This is a genomic window from Sorangiineae bacterium MSr11367 (assembly GCA_037157805.1).
Lineage (GTDB): Bacteria > Myxococcota_A > Polyangia > Polyangiales > Polyangiaceae > Pendulispora > Pendulispora rubella.
Genome location: CP089983.1, coordinates 4,260,136 through 4,282,307, shown reverse-complemented (window position 1 = coordinate 4,282,307; position 22,172 = coordinate 4,260,136). Strand labels below are relative to the sequence as shown.

Sequence of the window (22,172 nt, the reverse complement as noted above, 5' to 3'; positions counted from 1 at the left end):
CGTGGACGAGTCGCACTGACCAAGTCTTCTTGGCTCGCGGCGCCCAGTACGCGGTGATTTCCCGCGTCGCGCCCGACGAGGGTACGAATCGCGGGGACGCCGGCCTGCCCGAGCGTCTCGACCACCCAAGTTGCGCTGTCCTCACCGAATAGGGAAACATCCAGTCCTGCTCGCAGTTCGGGCCGCAGACAAAACGTGGAAGGACTTGCGCATTTGAAGGGTGAGTTTGTTGTCGTCACTCATGGTGAACTCCCGGTTGAATGGATGCTCGACGCGCTTTCAATTCGACGATCGGGGCGAAACGCCCGAAGATTAACGGTTTGCCGTCGAATGGTATCGGTTTGTTCTCCGGAGATAGGCGCGGGTCCTGCATCACCCTGGCCATGCCGGTGTCGCGGGTAGTCTTATCGGGCCATTTGATCCACGAGAACACGACGGTCTCGTCCTCCTTGACCCGCACAGCGCGGCGTAAATCGGCGACCTTGCCGTCCGGCACGTCGTCGCCCCACTCGAGGAGTCGGGTGGCGCCGTATTCGAGGAATACCGAATCGCACTTCCGAGGCTGTTCAATGAACTTGACTTTATTGCCGGTGGGCACAGCAATCACAACCCCATCGATGTTACGACATTATGATCTCAGTTCGGTGGAAGGCATGCGGCGCTCCGAGGGCCAGGGCGCCGCGCCTTGGTTTTTGCTTTTGTGCTGGAAATTGGGCTCACCTGGTGATCGGCGCGTGCTGGCACAAAGCGCGAGAAGTGAGCCGCTGGTCCCGTGCTACAAGTGTCTCGGCCCCCAGAAGCCGCCTCAGCAAAGGCCGTGGGCACTAAGGCTCCTCACCTTGATGGAAGCCGTCACTTTCAACGTCCCGTGCGTGAACCGCCCGACATCGTGCTCGCGGGCCTGGCGCCCGCCCTGGCCGCTATTGTCCTCTGGGGCGCCAAGCCACGAACGAGTTAGGTCACGGCATTACAAGCACTTGGCGTGTACCGTGAAGTTGCGGCGCGCCCCTGCTGATTCTCTGACCTTTAGCGTGAAGTCTTTGTTGCCGCCCGCGATTGTCTGAATGAAGCCCTTGAGGTTGAGGCCCCCGCCCGCGATGGTGACGAGGTCGCTCGGTCCGTTCACAGTGAGCGTGGTTTGGCCCCGCTGGCCTTCGAGTGTCACAGCGCGACCATCGCGAGAGCACTCCGACAGGTGAAAGTTGTATCCTTTGTCGGCCACGGTTACGCGGGCCGAGCCGTTGTCGCCGAACTCTTCGACGGCTGAGTCGTCGTCGCCATCTGGTGCGATAGCTCCAGCTTCGTCTTCTTGTGCGTAGGCGATGGTGCCAAGGGCGCTCGAGAAAGAAAGAACGGAAAGCGCGATGATCGAAAATTTGAATTTCATGTAGATGCTATTTCCTATGTGTTCGGATTCGCTTTTGAATCTGCCTCGTCATCGATATAGCCGGCGGAGCTCAAAAACGCTCGTATCAACGTGTCTCCGTATGTATCCGGATTTGTATCGAAATCTGAAGTCTCGCAATATCCGCAATTTGTCCCTATTTGAGAAAATCTTCTGAGGCGTGTCCATCCGTCGCGCCCTCGTCCGACGCTCCCCAGACATGCGCTTTTCTCGTGAAATGATGATATTCGATCTTGAATCGGCTGGAATCTCTGGATCACGCCGAACGTCTGTCATGCTCGTCGACGACGATGAGAGCCCGGCTGCCCTCATTCGCTCGTACCTCGGCGAGCACGGATTCCATGTGGAGCTCGTGACACGAGGTGATCTCGCAGTCGACCGCATTCGGGAGGAAAACCCCGATGTGGTGCTCCTCGAACTCGGGCTGTCCGGCTGCGATGGCCTTTCCGTTTGTCGGGAGCTCCGATACGGCTACCGTGGCATCATCGTCATGATGACTGCACGAGTCACTGAGATCGACGAAGTGTTGGGCCTGGAAGTCGGTGCCGACGATTATGTGTCCAAACCGATTCGCCCGCGCGCGCTGGTCGCCCGCTTGCGTGCTCATCTGCGACGGACGGGCGGACGGAAGCCTCCGAGCAGCGAGCGCGAATGGATCGCGGTTGGCGACTTGTGCATCGACCCGGCGCGCCGATCGGTGATTTATCGCGGTGCGGTGATACCGGTGTCGTGCTCGGAATACGAACTGCTCGAGATTCTCGCAAAAAGGGCGGGGGAGGTCGTCCCGCGCGAAGACCTTTTGGGCGCCGTGCGAGGCATTCGCTACGATGGTTTGAATCGATCCATCGATTTGCGTATTTCGCGTCTGCGCCGCAAGTTGGGAGACGATCCGGATCGGCCGACGCTCATCGTCTCCGTGCGCGGTGTGGGCTACATGCTGGCGGCAAGCCACCGATCGGACGACGCGAAAGCGGGCGATGGTAGCTAAAATGGTATGACGGATACATATCGATACCAATTCGGGGCGGCACCGTGTCAACGCGGATATGGCGGCGCACAGGACCACTTTCGCAAGATGATGATGCGCTTCCGGCCTCGCGCGCCGGCCGAGGCGTATCTTCGTCTGCGCACGCTCCCCGGTGAAGAAGGCCAGGTCGATTGGGCTCATTTCGGCAAAGTGCAGGTAGGTGCCGCAACACGGCCGCTTTTCTGCTTCGTGATGGTGCTGTCGTGGTCGCGGCAAATCTTTCTCCGATTCTTCTTCAGCGCCCACATGGCGAGCTTCGTCCGCGGGCACGTGGAAGCTTTCAATTTTTACGGTGGTAATCCGAGAAAGTTACTTTACGATAATTTGAAAAGTGCCGTATTGGAGCGCGCGGGCGACACGATTCGCTTCCACCCGAGGCTCCTCGAGATGGCGGCGCACTATCGGTTTTTGCCACAACCCGTGGCCCCCGCCCGAGGCAACGAAAAAGGTCGCGTCGAGCGAGCCATTCGCTACGTCCGCGAAAACTTCTTCGCGGCCCGAAAGTACAAGGACATCGAGGACCTCAACCTCCAAGCACGCGATTGGATGCTGGGCATCGCCGCGGACAGACGCTGCCCGGGCGATCGCACCCGCACCGTGCGCGAGGCCTTCGCCGAAGAGAAGGCCTCGCTCATTCCGGTCGCCGAAAATCCTTTCCCCGCCGACGAGCTCATCTCCGTCGAAGTCGGGAAAACTCCGTACGTCCGCTTCGACCTTAACGACTATTCCGTGCCGCACACGCACGTCCGGCGACCGCGGATACCGTCCGCATCCTCGACGGCAACCACGTCCTGGCAACCCACGCTCGCTCTTACGATCGGGGCGCGCAGGTCGAGCGCGCCGATCACGTCGACGCCCTCGTGGCCGAGAAGCAGAAGGCCAAGAAGGGGCGCGTCGTCGATCATCTGCATCACGCCGTTCCTCACTCGCGCGCCCTGTTGACGATGGTGGCCGAGCGCGGGGGTAATCTCGGCAACACCGTCTACCATTTGGCTCGTCTGCTCGAACGGAACAATGCGGCAGATCTCGATTGGGCCATCGCGCAAGCCATCGAGCGGGAGGCGCCGTATCTCGGCACCCTCCGCGCCCTTTTTGGACGAGCGCCGCCAAGACCGAGGCGAGCCGCCGCCCATCGCGGTGCCGCTCCCGCACCATTTTCGCCATGCCCACCTCAACGTCAAACCGCATTCGCTCACCACCTACGACCAACTTGCCCAAGGACCCATCCGATGAAAAAACAGGACCGCACCAACCCGAATGATCCCCAGGAGCGTCTGCGCCGACTCGGCCTTCACGGGCTTCTCACTCGCTGGGCCGAGATTGCCAACGAACCTTGGCTGGAACGTTTGCTTGCCATCGAAGAGCAGGAACGCATGAAGCGCAGCCTGGAACGCCGTATTCGTACTGCGCGAATCGGCGCCTTCAAAAACATGGCCGACTTCGATTGGACGTGGCCGAAAACCATCGAGCGCGAGGCCGTCGAAGAGCTCTTTGGTTTCGGCTTCGCCGACGAAGGCGTCAACGCCATCTTGTTGGGTCCCAATGGCGTCGGCAAGACGATGATCCTTCGGAACCTCGCCCACCAGGCCGTGCTGCGCGGTCACACCGTTTGCTTCACCACGGCCAGCGACATGCTCGCCGACCTCGCCGACCTCGCCTCCCGCGACACGTCGCACGCGCTCAATCGTCGTTTGCGCCGCTACACCAAGCCGAAAATCTTGTGCGTGGACGAAGTGGGATATCTCTCGTACGACAATCGTTACACCGACCTTTTCTTCGAGGTCGTGTCCCGGCGCTACGATGGTCCGGTCTCCATCGTCCTCAGTACCAACAAGCCTTTCGGCGAGTGGTCCACCGTCTTTCTGCATGCCGCATGCGTCGTCACCCTCGTCGACCGCCTTCTTCATCGCGCGGAGGTCCTCTCCATCGAGGGAGACAGCTACCGGCTGAAGGAAGCCAAAGACCGCACTGCCACCGCACGTGCGCGACGCCCTCGAAAACGCGACACCTCGCCGGAGCACGCCCACCCCTGACGTGATCGGACCTCTTCCTTACCTTCCTTCACGCTTTTTCCTGCGCACGGATTCCGTCGCCGGATTTTCTGCACCCGAATTCCTTCACCCAAGTCCCATCACCCGGTTTTCTACGCACGAATTCACGCGAGATCCTTGGATCGCTAACAGGCGATAAGCTCTTCGGCGCGGCGGCGCGCAATCTCAGCCATCAACTCGAGATCTCCAAGTCGACCGCATTCACGGGTCAGTTCGGATATTTGCTTCTCGATGTCGGCAATCTTCTGGCTCGCTTCACATGCATCGTCGTCGCGACGACGGCTGCGGCAGGCACGGCAACGATGCCGCCGACGACCGCCATACCCGCGGTCATACCGAGCCCCCCAGCCGCAAGCGATCCCCCTCCAAACCACGCGAGCGTCGCGTTCATCGCCGCAGCGCCTGAGAGGGACGAGATCGCGGTCCCGGTCGATGCGCTTCCGAGCGTTGCCACCAACGACCACGCACCAAGTGCCGTCGAAGCGCCTGCGACGGTCCCTTTGGTGATGGCCATGGCTTTCTCGCCGTTACCCAACACGCGCTCGATATTGGTCACCGGAGCCTCGGGCAAGGGCTCCTCCGCCGGCGTCTCCGAGAACGACCGCTCGCGAATGCCGATGTTCCTCGAGATGTGGCGCATCTTCCCGAGCGCCTTGAGGCCCGCAAGTTTGACTCGAGTCAGGGACTCTAGCTCGTCCCTCGCGCGCACACGCTTCGCTTCCACGGTGCCGCGGAGGTTCGAGACTTCCGCGGCCTTCGTCTCATACCGAGCTGTAGCGGCCTCAATGCGGCCCGTTGCTCCAGCGGACACGATCTGCTCCCACCACTTTGCCATAGAATGCGAAGAGCCTAATCAACCCGCGAACGGTGCGCCAGGCGCCGTCGTCAATGTCTGAAACCTGTGGGCACTCGAAGCGATGGGCCTCGCCGTTTCGGGTGAGTCGCCCATCCCCAGCCATGTACCAACTGAGAGCGGTCTGCTCCTTTCAGCGCTATCGCTCGACCGCATCCGCAAAAAAGTTGTGCACAAAATACGCTGACCTGCTGAGAATCGGCGGCGGTCCACGGTTGGGCGACGATGCGCCAATCGTCCCCGGGTCATCCTGGTGAATCGCCAGCTCGCCATCGCCAATGCCTTCGAGAACCTGCTCCACACGCGGTGGCCGCGCTTTGGCCGATTCGCGCGCGCCGTGTATGACCGGTTCGGACTTCCGGTGAGCCGGCACATCCGAACGCGCTGGCTGGCCGACGCGATCTACCTCGTCATGAAGCCGGCAGAATGGGCCTTCTACGTCGCTTTGCTTCTTTTGGACTCCGACTCCCCGCCAGTGGCCTCACCCCCGAACAATTCCTAGCTTTTGAGTATGTGCGGCGCTGGCGGACCCGCTACCGAGCGCGGACCGGCAAGGTCCGAAAGAAGTAGGCGCGATGACGAAAAACTTCAGAGGCAAAGATCCGTTAGGCATCGTTCCGCGGACCCTGCAGTGAGTCCTCGCTCCGTATCCGTCACATCGCACCTGGAAACAAACAGTCAGCCCCACGCAGCGCCATCCACTCGTCGACCTGCGAAACTACGCCGACGAATACCGGAGGTCGCAGGTCGTCCACGAGGCCTCGGGCTTTTAGAAGGGGCAACGGAGGTTCGCCTTGCCTACCGCGGGCATGTCGACGAGCATTCCACGTTCGCAGCTCAGAGCATGGAGGTCTATTCATGGACGAATCAGTCGAATCCGGGCCCCTTGACAATCGCCCCCACGCCGCCGATCAAATAAACTCGCCCGCGCAGCAAGCCGACGCGGCACTGACTGTATTAGCCCTTAGACAGTTCAGAAAAATAATGTGTGCCCGCACGGGTCCTGTACTCCTCTATCGAGATGATGTGGAGCAGCTCCTGGCCATCATGCGCAGCGTATGCAAAGATGTTACCATTGAAACGGCGGAATTCGTGTTTGATACCGCGGATGCAATGGTTCGCATCGACGATGATCACATTGTTCCCTTAACGATTCGGGGCGGCAAGCCCACTGCGTTCATTGCAATCACGGAGCGTAGCGCCTACGTCGAGGTCGTGGACGAGGGCCACCCTGAGAGGTTCGTACTCGTCTCGCAGGTTCGTACAGTGTTCGGTCGGTGCCGTCGTCGGATGCCGAATAGCAGCACTTTTTGCATGGGAGGGATTCCAGTGTTTATTTATCTGGCGACCAAGTTCTCACCCCATATACCATCGAGCCATGCCACCATTGCCGCAATCTCCGCCGTCGCGACGCTATCGGGCATTTTGATCGTCCTAGCCACAGTCTCCCCACTTTCTGAAACTATGCTAAACATTGCGGCATCGCGTGTTTCCACTTCGGTGCGCGCCCAGGCACCTTCGGAGAAATGGAGAATTGCCATCGCAAGCGCCGTCATGACAGCGCTGATATCGGCAGTGGTCGGACGCATTATCGGTCGTTAGGTCAATGGGGAAGAAGATCAGATTCGCGACCGCAGTGACGCCCTTTCAGCAGTTCCACTTGAAGTGATTGCTGCTCCGTCGCGCGGCGGTTGCGTCCCACCCGAACAATGACAACGCGTTCGAGGAGCTCCCGCTCCTCCAGCCGCTCAAGCGCCAAGCCGTACCCAAGTCACAAGTCACCCGCCGCGCTTGCGAGCGTCGGCCAGTCCGAGATGGATCGTGCGCATGACCGCCGCGATGAAGACCACGGTCGGCTGGTACGGGTGGACGGCGATGTAGTGGTGGATCAGCGCCGACGCCCGCGAAGCGAGTTCCGTCGGCGCGGATCGCCGCGTGGCCCGACGGGTGCTCCGTCGTCCTCGGTCGGCCGACAGAGGTCGCAGTGATGCATTCCGCGGGTCGCGTGCGTGCGCGCGTGCTCCACGAGCAGGGCGAGGCGCGCGGGAAGTCTCGCGCGCCGGCCCTGGAGTTCCGACGTCGACCTTGACCACACGAGACCAGGCGCGGGAGGCTGAGCCAATGCGCACCCTATTCGCCATTTGTGCAATCACCATTTCAGCAAGCTGCGTGGATGAACGGTCAGAACCAGGAGATCAGGGAGGGATCGTGACCCCTCAGGAACCAACAACAACAAGCGCGACGGCCGGAGTAGGCAACAGTCACATCGTTTGGAGGGATCGTTTAGGAAATATCGTACCGGTTGTCGCGGCAGACTTTGGCGATATCGTCACCTTGCCAAAGTTCTATGTCGCCGATGCGAACGGGATCGTCTGGTACTTCGATCAGTTGCGGGGAGGCACTCCAGGGTGGGGCAAGGTAATGTCGCGTTACTACACGACACGAGATTGCTCAGGTGAGGTTTACGTAGGACCAATTCCTTCGCGCCTGGCAGTCTTCGTTGCTGGTGCGCCCGGCAATGGCAATCCTGTCTACTTCAAAGACGATGCAGCTCTTGTCGCAATCTCACCGCAATCTTATTACGCGGCCGGATCGTCCGTATGCATGGATCCCAACATGAATGTCAGCTATTTGCATAAGTTAGCTAACGCGATACCCGTACAGATACCGACGCGAGTATTGTATCAGCCTCCACTGCATCCAGAGGTAGCTTTCTAGCTCATTATTCTTTCTAGCACAGCGAGTATCAGCGGACGGCGCTCTCCTTCGCTGGCGCTTCCGTCGAATGGGCAATTGACCATGCCGACGTCGAAAAGGCCGCGTCGCCGTCCAACGCCGCGATACCGAACGCTCTAAGCCGCGCCCCCCTCGTCCGTCGTAAACCACCAATGATGCCTCGATGCGCGGCAGCGCCTTCGTCCAAACCACGTCAGGGGGTAGAGCGGAGCGTGTCGCGGAGCCGGGTGGCCTCGGTCCCGAGGTTCTGGAGTTCGATGGCGCGGGGGTCGGGTGGTGGTGGCGCGCCGAAGACCAGAAGGCTGGTGAGGCGGTCGAGTAAGATGGCGGCGCGTACGCGGTACGGCGAAGACGGGAGCTCGGTCCTCATCGCCAAGAGGAGGTGGGTGGCTTCGGCGGCCGAATCGCGTTGGCGGGGGTGTTCGGCGGCGGGGGAAGACAAGAACGGCCACGACTATGCCGGCAGCCCGCGAGAGCAATCGGAAATGCTTGGACCTCCCGTCGTTCGCCATTGCGATGCCCCGTCGAATTTTATCCTGATCGTAGTCGTCACCTTCGTTACGTCTCAGCCTGTCGATGATACCTCTCCGCATCTTCAGCGATCGCGGCGACCATGCGTTCGATGTGGTTCTAGTTCGCTTTTCGAGCCCGACAACGTTTCAAAGTCGGGGTGAAGGTGTCTTCCGCTTGACCATACGTGTATGGCGCCAGGTCTTCGTCGCGGTGCCTGTCAAAAAAGGCTTCCTTGGTGGGCCTTCACACCTTCGAAACACGAGGCCCATGTGCGGGCTCGTACGGGTCTTTCTGGACGTCTCGAGCATTCCGGCCAGCGTCTTCTGCTCCGGTCGCACGATGTCCAACGCGGCTGCCGTCCTGCTGGTCCCGTCGAGCCACGAACCGAAATGGCCGGGGCGACGATCAGGGGCGTGCGATCGTGGATCGCCGCGAGAGGACCGAGTGCGGGCAGCGAGAGAATCGTACAGCTCTCGGTTACTTCGCCGTCGGCGGCCGCAGAGCGCCGCGAGTGCAAGCACGTCACCGTTCGACGCCCTCGCCGCGAAGGGCGTCCGCTTCTTTGGATCCGTCGGCGAGACGTTGAGCCGAGGTGACGAGAGGCCGATTTGCACATCGAGCTTGTCCAGATGCGCGAAGGCCTCGCGTATCTTTTCCGGGCTGTAGTCGACTTCACTGCGTCCGCACACGTCGTCATTTTGGCATGCTGCTCACTCGGCGCAGGTGGCACGTTCCCTCGAGGAATGCTGGCCGCGTGCCACATTGCCGGGCCCGCGGCACGTGCATACGATCCCCATTGTGACGGAACATCTCGAATGCCCCCACCGCAGTGGGCGACCGCTGCATGAAGGAACGCGTGGATCGTCCACACTGCACGGGTGCGGGCCTGCGGTGGCGTGTGGGTCGGGAATGACCTTGCGAGAAGCATGTTCGAGCAGCTCGACGTCTCGTTTGAATCGTTCGCTGGAGAGCGGCGCCGACTCGTCCAGCTCGGATACGGAAGGAATGGCACCTTCGGGTTCCGCGTGCGAACGGCCCTGAGAGCAAACACGATATGTGCATATCGGCTACTCGTGGACGGATTGTGCGCCCGAGCTGCGTCGAAGTGACACCCGAAGATAACATTGAAACGGCCCGCGATCGTCATCGCGTCCCGCGGCGGCCGGCAACACTAATATGCGAATATTCGCCCTTCGTACTGCGACACATAGCTATCATTAAACCCGTAACCAATCACTCACCACCGTCGATTTCCTATTGCACGGTCTCGAAAAATGGATATGCGATTCGTATGTCAACCAACTTGAATACCGCCGTCCGTCAACTTGCCGACGTTTTCACCGTAGGGGTGCTGAAGGCACTGCGCTCCGTTACGCTCGGCCAGATTCTCACCTACCAAACGCCGCACGGGACGCCGGCGGGACGACCACGTAAGCTCGCGGGTCGTAGACCGGGTCGGCCGAAGAAATCGTCGTCAGGTTCGGACGATCGCTGAAATCCAACCGAGGGAGTCGGAGAGTCCAACCGATGCGATTTCGGCTCCCGACTTCCAACAAACGAGCGTAAGGCATTTGCTTGTAGATAGACGTGATTGCGCTGCGACACGTTGACCGAGGAGGGACGTGTCATGTTGAATTTTTGGAAAGCGATACATTCTCGATGGACTCTGCTTCGTGTGTTTGCTCCGTTCATCGCTGTGCTCGCCCCCGCCCTGCAGGCGGACGCACTCGAGATCAAGGACGGAGATTTCGCCATCGAGGTTAGCTCACGCGCGGGGACCGTGTGCCGCGCGTACCCGAGTACAACGTCGCAGCCGGAATGGATTTGCGGCGTAAATAATAGAAAGCTGAGAGAGGTCGCCGCCGACACGGCAGCCGCAAAGCTCGATCTCGTTGCCGTTGTGGTGGTCAATGAGCGAGACGGCAGTTACCTCTTGATCGTTCTTCACGACGGGCAACACGCAGGAGAGTTCGACCAGGTGACCGCTCGTGATTACGCGAACGCCGTTCGCGCCGCAGCACACGGATCGTTCACCGAGCCGACACGACTTGCTGCAGTCGATGTGCTCCAGCCCACCGAACGCCGCTGGAACGGAATCCAGGTCCTTGGCATGGAGCTTCCGCCTTCGGTTGGCGACGCGCCTCGTCCCGACTCGGCACCATCGCTCTACTTCGCAGCGGCTACGGCACGCGGGATCTATACATTGTCATTCGTCACGCTCCGTTCGTCCGTTGGCCACACGACCGGAATCCAAGATCTGGCCGATCGCACGCTCTCCACGCTGCGCGGTCCCCCAGCACCGCAGCCGACCGCTCAGAGTCTCGGGCATTGGCTCAACCATAGGAGACTTTACGTCGTCCTCGGACTCGTCGCCTTGCTCCTTCTCGTCGTCGTGCTCACGAAACGAAAGTCACTGCCCTCACGCACTCCCCCCAGTGCGCCGCCTGCGCCCCCTCCGAGATCGAACGGATCGAGAGAGAGTAGTCCTCCTGCGGAGGCCCAGGAAAAGAAGGTCAAAGGCGATATTCAATTGAACGGCAAGTCTCGTCTACGCTGGTGAGCGAATTGCGTGACCCAGTGGACGCAGGTACCGCTCCTTGGAGCGAGGACCCGCGGAAATCGTGAGGCCCCGTTTACCGGTCAGACGCCCGAAATCGCGCTCGATAGCCACCCCACGCGTATTCCAGTGGATCTTCGTCAATGCCGAATAGACGCTGCAGCGTGTGTCGCAAGGCCGATACTTGTCGCCTCGTTTTGTCGGTCGGCGGCCACGAGAGGCGGCCCCTATTTTCGCAGAGATCCATCAGCATCTCCCATTGCCGAACCGGCTCTCGATTTTTGCACGAGGCCATGCCCATGTCCTGATAACTCAGGCGCCGATGGACCGCGCCGACTCGGACGCTCACCGTATGTCCATCGATACGCTCGATATGAACCTCGGACCATCGTGTCCCGAGGGGAAGATTCACGATAGCGGCCCTCGAAAAGGTCACCGACTCGATCTCGGCCGAGCTCGGGGGCGGCGACGTTTCCCGGTCGTGGAGCGCGCCGGGCGTCGCCCGAAGCCTCGCCTGAATCGCCGTCAAGTTCTCCGCGAAGGCCACGGAAAAATCGTCCTCCCGAAGTGGCGCCGGTACGGACAGTGGCTCGTCCTCGTCCTGGTCGAAGATGGCATCGAGCGCGCCCGTCTCGGGAACCTCGATCCCGTGCTCCTCGACGCCGTTGGTATCCTCGCTCAGCGAACCGTCGATGACCACCTCGACGAATTCGACCGGCGGAGGATTCACCGTCTGGTGTGGCTGGACATTCGTCACGGAAGCAGTTTGTCGCAGTAACCTGTCCGCCAATTCCGGCGAGAGCCGGACATGCAACCAAATCCCGCTTCGCATTCGCGGTCGTGGATGCTCGCCCGCATCGTTCGTGCTCCCCTCCGGAGCACCGAGCCGTTGGCTGTCGCGCGCATCGTCCAGCTCGAATCTCGATCCCCTTTCCCCCCGGGGACCGCCGCTCACCGCACCCTCGTGCCGCGACGGGCGCTCGCCCGTGCGACATCGAGAATGCTCGAGCATACAGCCGACCCCGGGTACGACCGCGTGGTGGTGGCGGGAGGAACCAACGTGCTGCGCTTTGCTGCCATGCCGACACATGGTTCATGCAGCAAACTCATTGTCAATGAATGGCCAAATATTTTGGGAAGTTGCGTGAAAAGTGTAGGTTGTTCTTTGTCTAAGGCGACATACGTTTCCCACTATCCAATGGCGATCCCCGAACTTTCTGCCGAGCTCCGACTGGTCGCGTGGGCGGCATTGGTCGAGCTAAAGAAGACATGTGGGACCCAACAACGCCTTGCGGATGTGCTCGGTGTCTCCCCGTTCACCATTTCCAATGCATTGCGCAAGAAGTGGGCATCGCGCGATTTGTTGGACGCGATCCTGCGGCACCTCGGCGGTCTTTCGGAGGCTCAACTCGCCGAACGTTACGGCGCAGCGTTGACGACCTCCGAGGCCAGCGTCCCGAAAACGGCGATCGCGACCGAGCCGAGTCCTCTCACGATCGCGGTCTCCCGTATGACTTGGGACGCGCGATTGAGCGCGGATCAACGAGAAAATGTCGTGCGCTCGGTGGCCAAGTTGGTCGCCGGCTGGGGAACTGCGGACCCGAGCGTGCAAGTCTGGACCGATCTGCTCCGCTCGCACGAGCTCATCGCATTGTTCGGCGACGCCTCGGACCTCGCGCGTGGGCGGCAAGCGGCTCAAGACGAAGCATCTCGCCGCTCGTAGCGATGGATGTCCAAGTGGCATCCAACAAATAGAGGCATGCCGCGCAGCGAAGAACAGCGATCTCGGGAGCGAGAACGGATCCTCTCGGCGGCGCTCGGCATTTTTGCCGAGAGGCGCTTCGCGGGATCCACGACGGCGCTCATCGCCAAACGGGCGCGCGTCTCGGAGGCCACGCTCGCAAGCCACTTCGAATCGAAGGAAGCTCTCTTCGCCGCCGTGCTTGCACCGGCGGGGCTCGAAATGGTCACACCGAGCATCCTTCGACGATTCGCAGCAACGGCGAACCTGCCGTGGGACGACTCGGTGGCGCTTCTCCGCACCTTCTTCGCCCATCACGCCGCGTTCATCGGCAGGCATCCCAAGAACGTGGGCCCCATCCTCCGAGAGGCGCTCCTGCGACCGCAAACCTTTCTGCGTGCACTTGCCCGGCCGGAGGGCCTCTACCCGCGCTTCGTGGAGCTCGTCGACGATCTCCGACGACGTGGCGAACTGCGTCGCGATCTGCCGCCGATGACCGTGCTCTGTATGGTCCTATCGGTCGCCTGGGGGTACGGCTTTGCACGAGCCGTCCTACTGCCCGACGCCGAATGGGACGATGCGCGTCAAGCATGGCTCTTCTCGAGTGTCCTTGCCGAGGGCTTTCGGGGAAAAGGCGCCCCGCGCCGTGCATCTTCATCCCGAGGCGCCGCCACGAAGAGCACCACCGGGAGCAAGCGACGCGCGAGCGATCGGCCGGCGCGAGGGCGGCGAGATGCGCCAAGCCGCAAAAAGGTCCTTGCGGGCAAGGCGACGGCGGCGAAAAGCGCGTCAATCGATTCCGACCGCCGCCCTCCCCGTGCGCGTCCATGAAATTTCCGCGATCGAGCCTTACTGGAATGCGGATTTTCGAACGGCTTCACTCCTGAATATCGAAGTTCGTGCTCCGTGACACGGCCGATGCGTGTGAATTTTCACGTAGAGAGCATGTAGGTCGACGTCGACGTTCATCGACGGCAGAGATGATCGAGTCCGCTCGCAAAGACCTGCCGGCTCGGACGGAGGTCTGTCGATGGGTCTCGATCGATGCCGGGATGCGCTGTCTCCCGAATCACCCGATTCGTATATCGCAAGCCGAGTACGAGCCATTCGGCAAGGAGCCACCCGCTACGAGCCACCCATTTTCGCAACGATCCACCCGTCGGCGCGCGAATGCCTGCTCGAGGCCGCCCCGCCCACCAGCAAGGACGTTCGCCGAATCGTGTACCTCCTCGACCTCGTACCGCTTGCGGCCGTCAGGACCCCCATGTCGGGGGATCATTATCGCATGACGTCGGGCACAGCCGATGGGCTCGAGTTCCACCGTCTATTCACATTGATGGGCAAATATCGACTCGGTGTAATTGGCACGCTCAAAGTCGCGGGTAGTTCCACGGTGGTGCTCGTGTCGCCGCTCGATGCCGGCTTCGATCTCGCATTGGTGCATGCACCCGCGCGTGCCAAGAACCGGCGCTTTCCTTCGTTCCCGGAGCCTCGATTGATTCAGGTGCGCGTCGCCACCAACGTGTTGGAGCTTCTGTGCGGCCTCGATGCGGCGGGGGCCACGCAAGATCGAGCGCGCGGCTCGGGATAGCCCAGACGGCGTCTTTTCGAGCCAAACATTGCAACGAAGCTCTCGAATGAGTATCCAGTCGACATGCACCACGATTTGCGCGAAGCCATTCGCGATCTGGTCGACGACCTTGCGTCGAAGGTCATCGACGTTCTCCGGGCGGCCACGCCCTCGGAACTCCATGATGCTCGGACGAATTCGCGAAACACGAAGCCCGACGCTCGCATGCCGCGTTCCCGACACCGCCGGCGGAAACACTCGCCGAATACGGACGTGGTCGGTGCGGACACTCTGCTGGATCAAATGCTCGACGCCCTGCGGGCTAGCCCGCAGGGACTTCGGTCCGAAGACCTACGCGCTCGACTCCGCGCCGAGAAAGCCACGTTTCGCCTCGTCGCGCGAGAGGCCATCGCAGCCGACCTGATAGCGAAGACAGGTGCGAGACGGGCGACCATGTTGGCGCTGAAGTAACTCAACCAACTATGCGCGGCAGCGTTTCGATGACGCTAGCAACGTGGATAGCCATTATCCACGTTCCTTTCCTCGTTGGGTTGGCCTGGACGCGATGAGCGGCAGCCACGTGCCGGCCATGTCGACGTCATCGGAGCCGATGGGCAGTTCCCAGGGATGATGGTTGCGTTCCGACGACGGGCTCCCGCCTAAAATGCGTGAACTTCGCGGCAAACGGTCGCGTGTCGTGCTATGGGTGACAAGCGAAACGCATGAGGGTCATTGCCGACTACCCCCGGCTCCTTGCCGAATGGCATCGCGCACGCAATCTTCCCGACACGCCGGCAACCGTCGATTCCCACTCCTATCAGCCCATCTGGTGGAAATGCCCACACAATCGCAGGCACATCTACCAATCCAGCGCATGGGAGCGAGCATACGGAGGTGGCGGATGCCCGTTGTGTGGGGATCAGACTGCGGATCACGCAGCGCGGTTCGCCCAGCGATTCCCCGAACTTGCACACCTGTGGCACCCCACCAAGAATCGCGATCTCCGACTCCAGGATATCCTGGCCACATCCTCGTGCGCGGTGTGGTGGAAGTGCCCCCACGGTCCCGACCATGAATGGTCGACCACCGTCGACGATTGCACCCGACGGAAAAACGGTTGTCCCTTTTGTGCAGGCCAACGTCTCTCCGTCACCAACTCGATCGCACGGGCTGCTCCGGAGCTCGCACGACAATGGCACCCGACGAAGAACGGCGAGCTCACGCCGGACCGTGTAGCCGTTCACACCGGAACTTCCTATTGGTGGCAGTGCCCGGCGGCCACCGATCACGTTTGGTTGGCGCCGGTCAGCTATCGCGTACGTAAGAAAGTGGGATGTCCGATGTGCAGCTCGCACGCGACAGCCCGGTCCGAGAGCATCGCCGCGCTCGAACCCGAGTTTGCGCGCTATTGGCACCCTTCCAAGAATGGATCGCTAAAGCCGAGCGACGTGCTGACGACGTCATCACGCAAGGTATGGTGGAGGTGCCCGGCAGGGATCGATCACGAATGGTCCTGCAGCATCAAGGTGCGCATGCAGAGTGAACATCCCTGTCCATTTTGCAATGGCCGGAAACTCTCCGTCACCAATTGCCTCCAAGCGACGTACCCGAAAATAGCCGCGCAATGGCATCCCGCGAAGAATGCGCCCGTCACGGCGGCCGACATTTTACCCGGTGCAGCACGCAAATTCTGGTGGAGATGCACATTCGGCCACGAGTGGCGCGTCGGCGTCTACAACCGCACGGCCGTCGGGAGCGGCTGCCCCCAATGCTCCTTGTCGGCCCCCGGGAACGCGCGCCCAGCCGCTCCGAAGCGCTTCGAACCGCTCATCCGCGGTTACAACGACGGAGTGCCTCGGAATAACCCCAGCGCTCCGTCGAAGTTCGTTGCGGATTTCCCGCACCTCGTCGCCCAATGGGTCCGCGATCTCAATTTTCCCGACACCCCCGGGAGCGTCGGGGCGGGGTCGGATAAGAGGATCTGGTGGAAGTGCCCTGTCGGAAGTGATCATCTATGGCAGGCCACGCCTTGGAAGCGCGCGGCAGCGGAACAGGGTTGTCCGTATTGCTCCGGCAAGCGCGTTTCCTATACGAACTCTTTGGCCAAGAATTTTCCTGCCGTTGCCGAGCAATGGCACCCGACGAAGAATGGCGAGCTCACGCCGGACGACGTGGTGGCGACATCCTGTCGTACCGTCTGGTGGCGGTGCCCCCAGGCCCCGGACCACGTGTGGCAAACCAAGGTCGAGGATCGCACCCGCAAGAGCTACGGTTGTCCCTTTTGCTGGGGGCGTCGGCTCTGCGTGAGCAACTCGCTCGCCCGCGTCGCGCCCAAGATTGCCGCATGGTGGCATCCCACAAAAAACGGCCAGATCACGCCCAAAGGTGTCACCGCGCACTCGCAAACGAAGCGCTGGTGGAAGTGTCCCGAAGGAGTCGACCACGTGTGGCAGGCATCGGTCGCACAGCGAATCCGTCATCCGAAGTGCCCAATGTGCAAGATGATTCTTCCGTCGAAAACCACGACGCTCAAGGCGACGGCACCGACGTTTGCACGTTACTGGCACCCGACGAAAAACGCCCCGCTCAAACCGAGCGATGTTTCCGCGGCCAGCAGTAAGCGTGTTTGGTGGAAATGCCCCAAAGGCGCCGACCATGAATGGTGCTGCTCCGTAGCCGCGCGCATCAAGGCCAAGAACCATTGTCCATACTGCGCCGGGCGCAAGCTCTCGGTCACGAATTCGCTCGAGACTACCCATCCTCGCTTGGCGTCGGAATGGCACCCGAAGAAGAATGCACCGACCACACCACGGAATATCCTCCCGGGCACGGCCAGGAAATTCTGGTGGAAGTGTGCCTCGGACCACGAGTGGCCCGCGTCGCCCGCCAACCGAACCCTTCGCGGCAGCGGGTGCCCGGTCTGCGCACGCCGCACACATCCGCCGGCGCGACGGCTATGAAGCCAAATGCGCTCACCCGCCCGCCCCCGCGCACGGCCCAAAAGCTAGAGGCGCCGAGGGCGCAGCCTCTGTGCGGCTCGCCCTCCCGAGTCAGCTCTCACGGTGCGACCGTGTCCTCAACGATCTGCTCCACTTGATCATCGGCCGAGGGCCGACTCGAGCGAGGAGCACCGCGACGGCCAAGCGAGAGCTCGCGGACCACGACGCCCCAGTACTCCTTCACGCCGGCGTCACTGTCTTTCCGATCGAGCGTCAGCTCACCATCGAGAACGAAGACCGTCGTCCCTCTCGTAAGATGCTCCGCGAGTGCCCCAACGCGGTGCCCAAACATCGAGCATCGAACCCAGATGGTCTTCGTGCGCCGGACGCCCTCGGCGGTAATCCACCTCTTCGTGGTCGCGACCGGAAATGACAGCGCCGTGGAGCCGCGGGGCAAGGTGCGGATTTCCGCGTCCCGACCGAGCTTACCGGTGAAGATGCACTTGATTGCAGACATGGCCGTCCCCTTCTCCGCGCGAGGCGCGGCACTGTAACTTCGAGTCGTTACCCTCACGACCAATATCGGTAGGCACTGTGCCTGGGCGCGTGTCGAAACGCGTCAACGCGTCGATCATGTTGAGAACGCGCACCGCAGCCTCTTCGTCGAGCGATACCTCAAAGTGGACGCGTGCGTTCTCCTCTCGCCGACGCGGAACGACTTTGATCGCTTGAACACCTGCGGGACCCCCGTAAATGCGCACAGGGCTGTCGTTCGGCCGCCAGCGGGGATCGTCCTGAGGAGGTGGCTCGGCGCCGATGGTGCGCGCGACACGTTTCGCGACGACCCATGCTTCCACGGTCGCCGTATCACTCTCGCGAACCTCGTCGACGGCAAGGGGATAAAGTACGTCGTACTTGCCAAGCAGACGACGCTGGATGGCTCGTGCGAGCGCCGGTGCCGACCGACTCGTGCTGCACGTAAACTCGAGAATGGGCCACCGCAGAGCCGTGGAACCGTCTCGAAATCTTGGCCAGCGGGGACGGACCGTAACGCGGGTGCGTCTGCGGTTGCTAGCGACGATGATGCCAAGCCGAGCACCATCGCCGTCTCGGGTGAGCGAGGCCCAGTCGGGCATCGGCGTCCCGTCGTAGTCCCGTCCCTCCTCGGCACGCCAGCCGACGAGGTGCTCGCCGATCTGCTTGGCCAGCGCATACGCGTTAAGGATTGGCCGGCTTTGCATCGGGCACCTCCTTCGGGGTCCGGGCTTTCGTCGGGGCACGAGTGTCCTTCTTGGCCGGTAGGACCCTCTCGGACTCCAGGTCGAGCGCATACGCCACCTCGGCGCGGAGGTTCGATGCAATGCCGCTCCGGATTTTCGCCAAGTCGAGACGCGCGCACATTGGGTGCCATCGCAGGTCCACTCGGCATGGCGCATCCTCCGGATTCTCCCCGCGATCGAGCACGGCCGCCGCGAAGTCGTGAATCCCGACGCCTCGCGTGGCATCGATGGTCCCCTCCCGCACGCGATCGAGGATGACCTCGGAACCCGGGCATGCTTCGACGCGCTCGGCGCTGGAGGTGCCCGGGAGTCGGAGGTCGGCGTTCATGATGCAGCGACCTGCGGTTGCTGCGCGAGAGCCGCGTACCGATGGCTGTAAGCGGCATGAAACCGAGCGAGGAGGGCCTTGTCGCCTCCGAGAGCCGCCTTCGCTTCGCGCACGATGGCCATGATGTTCTCGGCCGTCGCTTGGCAAACCTGAGCGATGTATTGCTCGCAAAGTGCAAGGGCTGCAGGCTCGACTGCAGCCACCGGCCGCGGGTCATCCACCGCCGGCGGGACGCCAGCGGGAGACGCGCGCGCGAGGTCTTCGAGCCACCCGCGGATGATCTTGCCGGGCGCGACGCCATTCCTTACGAAGTGTTTTCCCGCGAGCGCGTGGCAGCGAGTCTTGCTGATCACCAGGCGATTGTTCTCGGGATGCATATCTCCGACGACGTCGAATTCGTATTCGAGACCATCGCGTTGCACCGGCTGCAACCCGATCTTTCGGACATTCGTCTTCTTCTTTCCGCCCTCGTAGTACTCCTCGACCACGTAGTCCATTTTCGAGCGCATGGTGACGACGAGGTGCAGCTTGCAGGCGACGAGTTTGTTCACCAACGCGTTGTGAAATGGTGTCACCTGCCTCCACGCGAAGAAGTTGTTCTGCGACTGACTTCGGGCACTCACCTGGTCCACCAGCTCGAGCGCGCCGCTGTTCCCCGCCCAGGCGTGACTCATCGAGTCCACAAGGAGCCCGCCGAACCGACCATCGTTCTCCGCGGCTTGGATGGCCGCGACGTACATCTCCGGGTGATGCACGGTGAGATTCACCCATTTGAAAGGAACACCGACCAGCCGCTTGTAAACGTAAGCGGATTCCCGTTCCGTATCGATGACGGCCACGAGTTGCCCGGGCTCGATGAGCTGCCCGAGGATTTCGAGCCCGGTGAAGGTTTTTCCGGATCCGGTCGGCCCAATCAAAGCAATTCGTGCTTTTCGTTCGACGCTCGGAGTGTCGGTAAAAATGAATTTAGAATTCGAGATATGCATGTGAGCTTCCTCCATGTCTTTGGCGATAGCCAGTCTCCGTTGATTACTCAGCCGCCTGGGATCGGCTGTCATCTTCTCCATTCAGAAGATTGAAATATTCGATGAGCGCCGACATGTACGCGGCGCGGGCGCGTGATGTAACGACGACGTCCCGGTCGTCACATGAGTTGTATTCGGCCCTCGCCTGCCTTACCCGCGCTTGCACGATGCCCAACACGGAATCCCTGCCTTGCGTTCGAGCGGGCGCGACGCGAGAGCGACCGATGCTGGAACACTCCGTAATGCGGATGCCACGGAACACTTTCACTTGGCCGTGCGGGCTCGCCGCCTCGACGAGCCGCCGCTTTCCCGCCGAATGCCATGAGACGAGCTCGTGGCCAAACGAGTCGATACCGAGTTCCTGGCAGACGACCAACGCTAGGAAATCGTTCGCCGTGTTGAAGTACGTCCTCATTCGCTCGAGCGCCCGGTCCCGTAGAGGCCCGTGCAGGCCTTTGGCAGACAGGGCGACCTGCGCGTCGTGCCAATCGCGCCGTGCGGTCATGGCTCTGCGAGCCGCCGCGAGGAGCTGCCGGCTAGCGTTCATGATTTCCTCAGCGCGTCGCGAAGAAGGTAAAGGGCGCGCGGAGCGTCGGGAGCGTACGTCCACACGTCGTATCGCGTTACCTGCGAATAGATAGCCCATGCCGCCACGACACGTCCGTTGGCGTGAGAACGGATGACGAGGCCGCGCTCTTCCTCCCGTGCCTCGTTGAAGGCACTGCCCAAAACGAGAATGTCGGCAAGCACATCGCCGATGGACTCAGGCACCTTCGCTTCGTCACGCGTTTGCATGGCACCTGACCGACATATTGGTGGCTTCCCCGAGTGCGGCGGCTTTGCGCCAGCGGCGATAGGGGGTGAGTCTTCGTCCGCGCGAGAGCCTCCGCAGCGGAGAGGGGATGGGTGAATCGCAATTGTGCATGACTGCGTCCCCAGCGAAGGAAACGTGCGCGTCTTCGTTCGACATGATGACTACCTCCGTCGAGACATCGAACATGCGCTTGCATACGCTCCGGCGCAAGGTCTAAAAGTATTTATAAATACACAAACGATTCCCGAAGGCGGTCGAATAAGAGAGCTTGCGAGACACCGTCTGCGTGTGAACGCGGCGACGGACCGCACGCAGACGGCCAAGGACCGGAATCATGAGCAGGAAGGCGGCTTGTTTTTTTGGGGGGGGGGAAGAAAAAAGAGTGTGGAGCCGCAGGCCGCGAGGATGAGCGGCGGCCTCCGGCCGCCGCTCATCCGTACGTTCATTCGCGTCTAACCGTTGCCTCCCTCGCAAAACACAGCGCGGCACGATGGCGACACCACCAACACTCCGCGCTCCGCGCGTGCGGCCCGCTACTTCGGAGCGGGCCCAGGCTTCTTTACGCGGCTCTGCCGACGTGTGCCGGCGGTGGGCATCGCCCCATCGGGCGCAGGCTGCCGAATCGCGTCGAGACGCGCCGCCCACCCGCCTAGGGGTACTCCCTCCTCATCCGTCGGATGCGGCGTTTGCAGCGCTTGAACGACCGTGGACAACGACCAACGTCGGGGATGCGCGGTTAGCGTTTCCGAGAGTCGTGGCGCGATCGCGAGGCGCATCAGAAATTGGTCCGCCGGCATATCGAGCGCCCTGAGCCGCGCGGGGCGAGGCAGTCCAAGGAGGGTAAACGCGTCCTCATCGGCCAATTCACAAATCTTGAGCGCGGTCGCGTAGCTCAATCCTTGCTCACCACGCCGAAATGCCAAGATGTTCGCATGCCCCAGCTGCGTTGCCTCGGCGAGACGGGACAATGAACCGCGTCCTTCGCACAGACGCTCGACGATCGGCCGAAGTATCGCAGCTTGCGCCTCCGAGAGATCACGCTTTCGAACTGTGGCCACACACCAGCCATATCACGGCAGGCTTCCACGTTCATGTGCGCATGAACACGGCTCGATCTCATGGTCCGCGCTTGACGACGCACGATGGTATGTATAAATACTTTTCATGGCTCATACACGCGCATCGGAGGCTGTCACCGCGTGGCTACGGGGCGGCTCGCCGAGGGAACCAAGAAATCAAACGATCCTCGCTCGCCGGTTGAGTCCTCGCGTCGGCCGGAACGTGCATCAATCGACCATCAGTAGCATCGCCGCTGGACGCCGGGCCCCGCGTA

The 22,172-nt window shown here is 61.6% G+C and carries 22 protein-coding genes; 12 read left to right on the top strand and 10 right to left on the bottom strand.

What is annotated here, in order from left to right:
- Positions 1–235 precede the first annotated feature (235 nt).
- Positions 236–607, bottom strand: coding sequence for a DUF1428 domain-containing protein (locus LVJ94_17255; protein ID WXB08970.1), 372 nt, complete (start codon positions 605–607; stop codon positions 236–238).
- A 360-nt stretch (positions 608–967) separates the two neighbouring features.
- Positions 968–1,387, bottom strand: coding sequence for a hypothetical protein (locus tag LVJ94_17250; GenBank protein WXB08969.1), 420 nt, complete (start codon positions 1,385–1,387; stop codon positions 968–970).
- Between the two features lie 292 nt (positions 1,388–1,679).
- Between LVJ94_17250 and LVJ94_17245 the strand changes: the two genes are divergently transcribed.
- The 3 genes from LVJ94_17245 to LVJ94_17235 all read left to right on the top strand — a co-directional run bounded on the left by LVJ94_17245 (position 1,680) and on the right by LVJ94_17235 (position 4,465).
- Entirely contained in the window at positions 1,680–2,393 is a 714-nt protein-coding gene (locus LVJ94_17245) for a response regulator transcription factor (protein WXB08968.1), read from the top strand.
- Positions 2,394–2,399: 6 nt separating this feature from the next.
- Entirely contained in the window at positions 2,400–3,374 is a 975-nt protein-coding gene (istA, locus tag LVJ94_17240) for an IS21 family transposase (protein WXB08967.1), read from the top strand.
- A 287-nt stretch (positions 3,375–3,661) separates the two neighbouring features.
- On the top strand, positions 3,662–4,465 hold the full coding sequence (locus LVJ94_17235; GenBank protein WXB08966.1) for an ATP-binding protein: 804 nt from the start codon (positions 3,662–3,664) through the stop codon (positions 4,463–4,465).
- A gap of 226 nt (positions 4,466–4,691) precedes the next feature.
- Here the strand turns inward: LVJ94_17235 and LVJ94_17230 are convergent, their stop codons facing one another.
- Complete coding sequence (locus tag LVJ94_17230; GenBank protein ID WXB08965.1) at positions 4,692–5,039, bottom strand: hypothetical protein; 348 nt, start codon at positions 5,037–5,039, stop codon at positions 4,692–4,694.
- Positions 5,040–5,589: 550 nt separating this feature from the next.
- Between LVJ94_17230 and LVJ94_17225 the strand changes: the two genes are divergently transcribed.
- The 3 genes from LVJ94_17225 (at position 5,590) to LVJ94_17215 (ending at position 8,054) form a co-directional block, all read left to right on the top strand.
- On the top strand, positions 5,590–5,838 hold the full coding sequence (locus LVJ94_17225; GenBank protein WXB08964.1) for a hypothetical protein: 249 nt from the start codon (positions 5,590–5,592) through the stop codon (positions 5,836–5,838).
- A 356-nt stretch (positions 5,839–6,194) separates the two neighbouring features.
- Positions 6,195–6,938, top strand: a complete 744-nt coding sequence (locus tag LVJ94_17220; protein ID WXB08963.1) for a hypothetical protein — start codon at positions 6,195–6,197, stop codon at positions 6,936–6,938.
- Positions 6,939–7,457: 519 nt separating this feature from the next.
- Positions 7,458–8,054, top strand: coding sequence for a hypothetical protein (locus LVJ94_17215; protein ID WXB08962.1), 597 nt, complete (start codon positions 7,458–7,460; stop codon positions 8,052–8,054).
- Positions 8,055–8,265: 211 nt separating this feature from the next.
- Here the strand turns inward: LVJ94_17215 and LVJ94_17210 are convergent, their stop codons facing one another.
- Complete coding sequence (locus tag LVJ94_17210) at positions 8,266–8,442, bottom strand: hypothetical protein (GenBank protein WXB08961.1); 177 nt, start codon at positions 8,440–8,442, stop codon at positions 8,266–8,268.
- A 1,818-nt stretch (positions 8,443–10,260) separates the two neighbouring features.
- Between LVJ94_17210 and LVJ94_17205 the strand changes: the two genes are divergently transcribed.
- A complete protein-coding gene (locus LVJ94_17205) occupies positions 10,261–11,145 on the top strand; it encodes a hypothetical protein (GenBank protein ID WXB08960.1) in 885 nt (294 codons plus the stop codon).
- 73 nt (positions 11,146–11,218) lie between these two features.
- Here the strand turns inward: LVJ94_17205 and LVJ94_17200 are convergent, their stop codons facing one another.
- Positions 11,219–11,899 (bottom strand): hypothetical protein, encoded by a 681-nt coding sequence (locus LVJ94_17200; GenBank protein ID WXB08959.1) that lies wholly within the window; start codon positions 11,897–11,899, stop codon positions 11,219–11,221.
- Positions 11,900–12,340: 441 nt separating this feature from the next.
- On the opposite strand from LVJ94_17200, the gene LVJ94_17195 reads away from it, so the two are divergent.
- The 5 genes from LVJ94_17195 (at position 12,341) to LVJ94_17175 (ending at position 17,413) form a co-directional block, all read left to right on the top strand.
- Positions 12,341–12,865, top strand: coding sequence for a hypothetical protein (locus tag LVJ94_17195; protein WXB08958.1), 525 nt, complete (start codon positions 12,341–12,343; stop codon positions 12,863–12,865).
- Positions 12,866–12,901: 36 nt separating this feature from the next.
- The gene (locus LVJ94_17190; protein WXB08957.1) at positions 12,902–13,714 is read left to right on the top strand and encodes a TetR/AcrR family transcriptional regulator; all 813 of its coding nucleotides are present in this window, start codon (positions 12,902–12,904) and stop codon (positions 13,712–13,714) included.
- 199 nt (positions 13,715–13,913) lie between these two features.
- Positions 13,914–14,474: a hypothetical protein gene (locus tag LVJ94_17185; protein ID WXB08956.1), complete on the top strand. Its 561-nt coding sequence runs from the start codon at positions 13,914–13,916 to the stop codon at positions 14,472–14,474.
- Positions 14,475–14,537: 63 nt separating this feature from the next.
- A complete protein-coding gene (locus LVJ94_17180; protein ID WXB08955.1) occupies positions 14,538–14,924 on the top strand; it encodes a hypothetical protein in 387 nt (128 codons plus the stop codon).
- A 1,061-nt stretch (positions 14,925–15,985) separates the two neighbouring features.
- A complete protein-coding gene (locus LVJ94_17175) occupies positions 15,986–17,413 on the top strand; it encodes a zinc-ribbon domain-containing protein (GenBank protein WXB08954.1) in 1,428 nt (475 codons plus the stop codon).
- A gap of 97 nt (positions 17,414–17,510) precedes the next feature.
- Here LVJ94_17175 and LVJ94_17170 read toward each other — a convergent pair whose 3' ends face one another.
- From LVJ94_17170 to LVJ94_17150, 5 genes are all read right to left on the bottom strand, one after another.
- Positions 17,511–17,909, bottom strand: coding sequence for a single-stranded DNA-binding protein (locus LVJ94_17170; GenBank protein ID WXB08953.1), 399 nt, complete (start codon positions 17,907–17,909; stop codon positions 17,511–17,513).
- Between the two features lie 701 nt (positions 17,910–18,610).
- Positions 18,611–19,000, bottom strand: coding sequence for a hypothetical protein (locus LVJ94_17165; GenBank protein WXB08952.1), 390 nt, complete (start codon positions 18,998–19,000; stop codon positions 18,611–18,613).
- Positions 18,997–19,917: an ATP-binding protein gene (locus LVJ94_17160; protein WXB08951.1), complete on the bottom strand. Its 921-nt coding sequence runs from the start codon at positions 19,915–19,917 to the stop codon at positions 18,997–18,999. The genes LVJ94_17165 and LVJ94_17160 overlap by 4 nt, the downstream gene beginning before the upstream one ends.
- A 112-nt stretch (positions 19,918–20,029) precedes the next feature.
- On the bottom strand, positions 20,030–20,572 hold the full coding sequence (locus LVJ94_17155; GenBank protein WXB08950.1) for a hypothetical protein: 543 nt from the start codon (positions 20,570–20,572) through the stop codon (positions 20,030–20,032).
- Positions 20,569–20,820, bottom strand: coding sequence for a hypothetical protein (locus tag LVJ94_17150; GenBank protein WXB08949.1), 252 nt, complete (start codon positions 20,818–20,820; stop codon positions 20,569–20,571). Before LVJ94_17150 ends, LVJ94_17155 begins: the two co-directional genes overlap by 4 nt.
- Positions 20,821–22,172 lie beyond the last annotated feature (1,352 nt).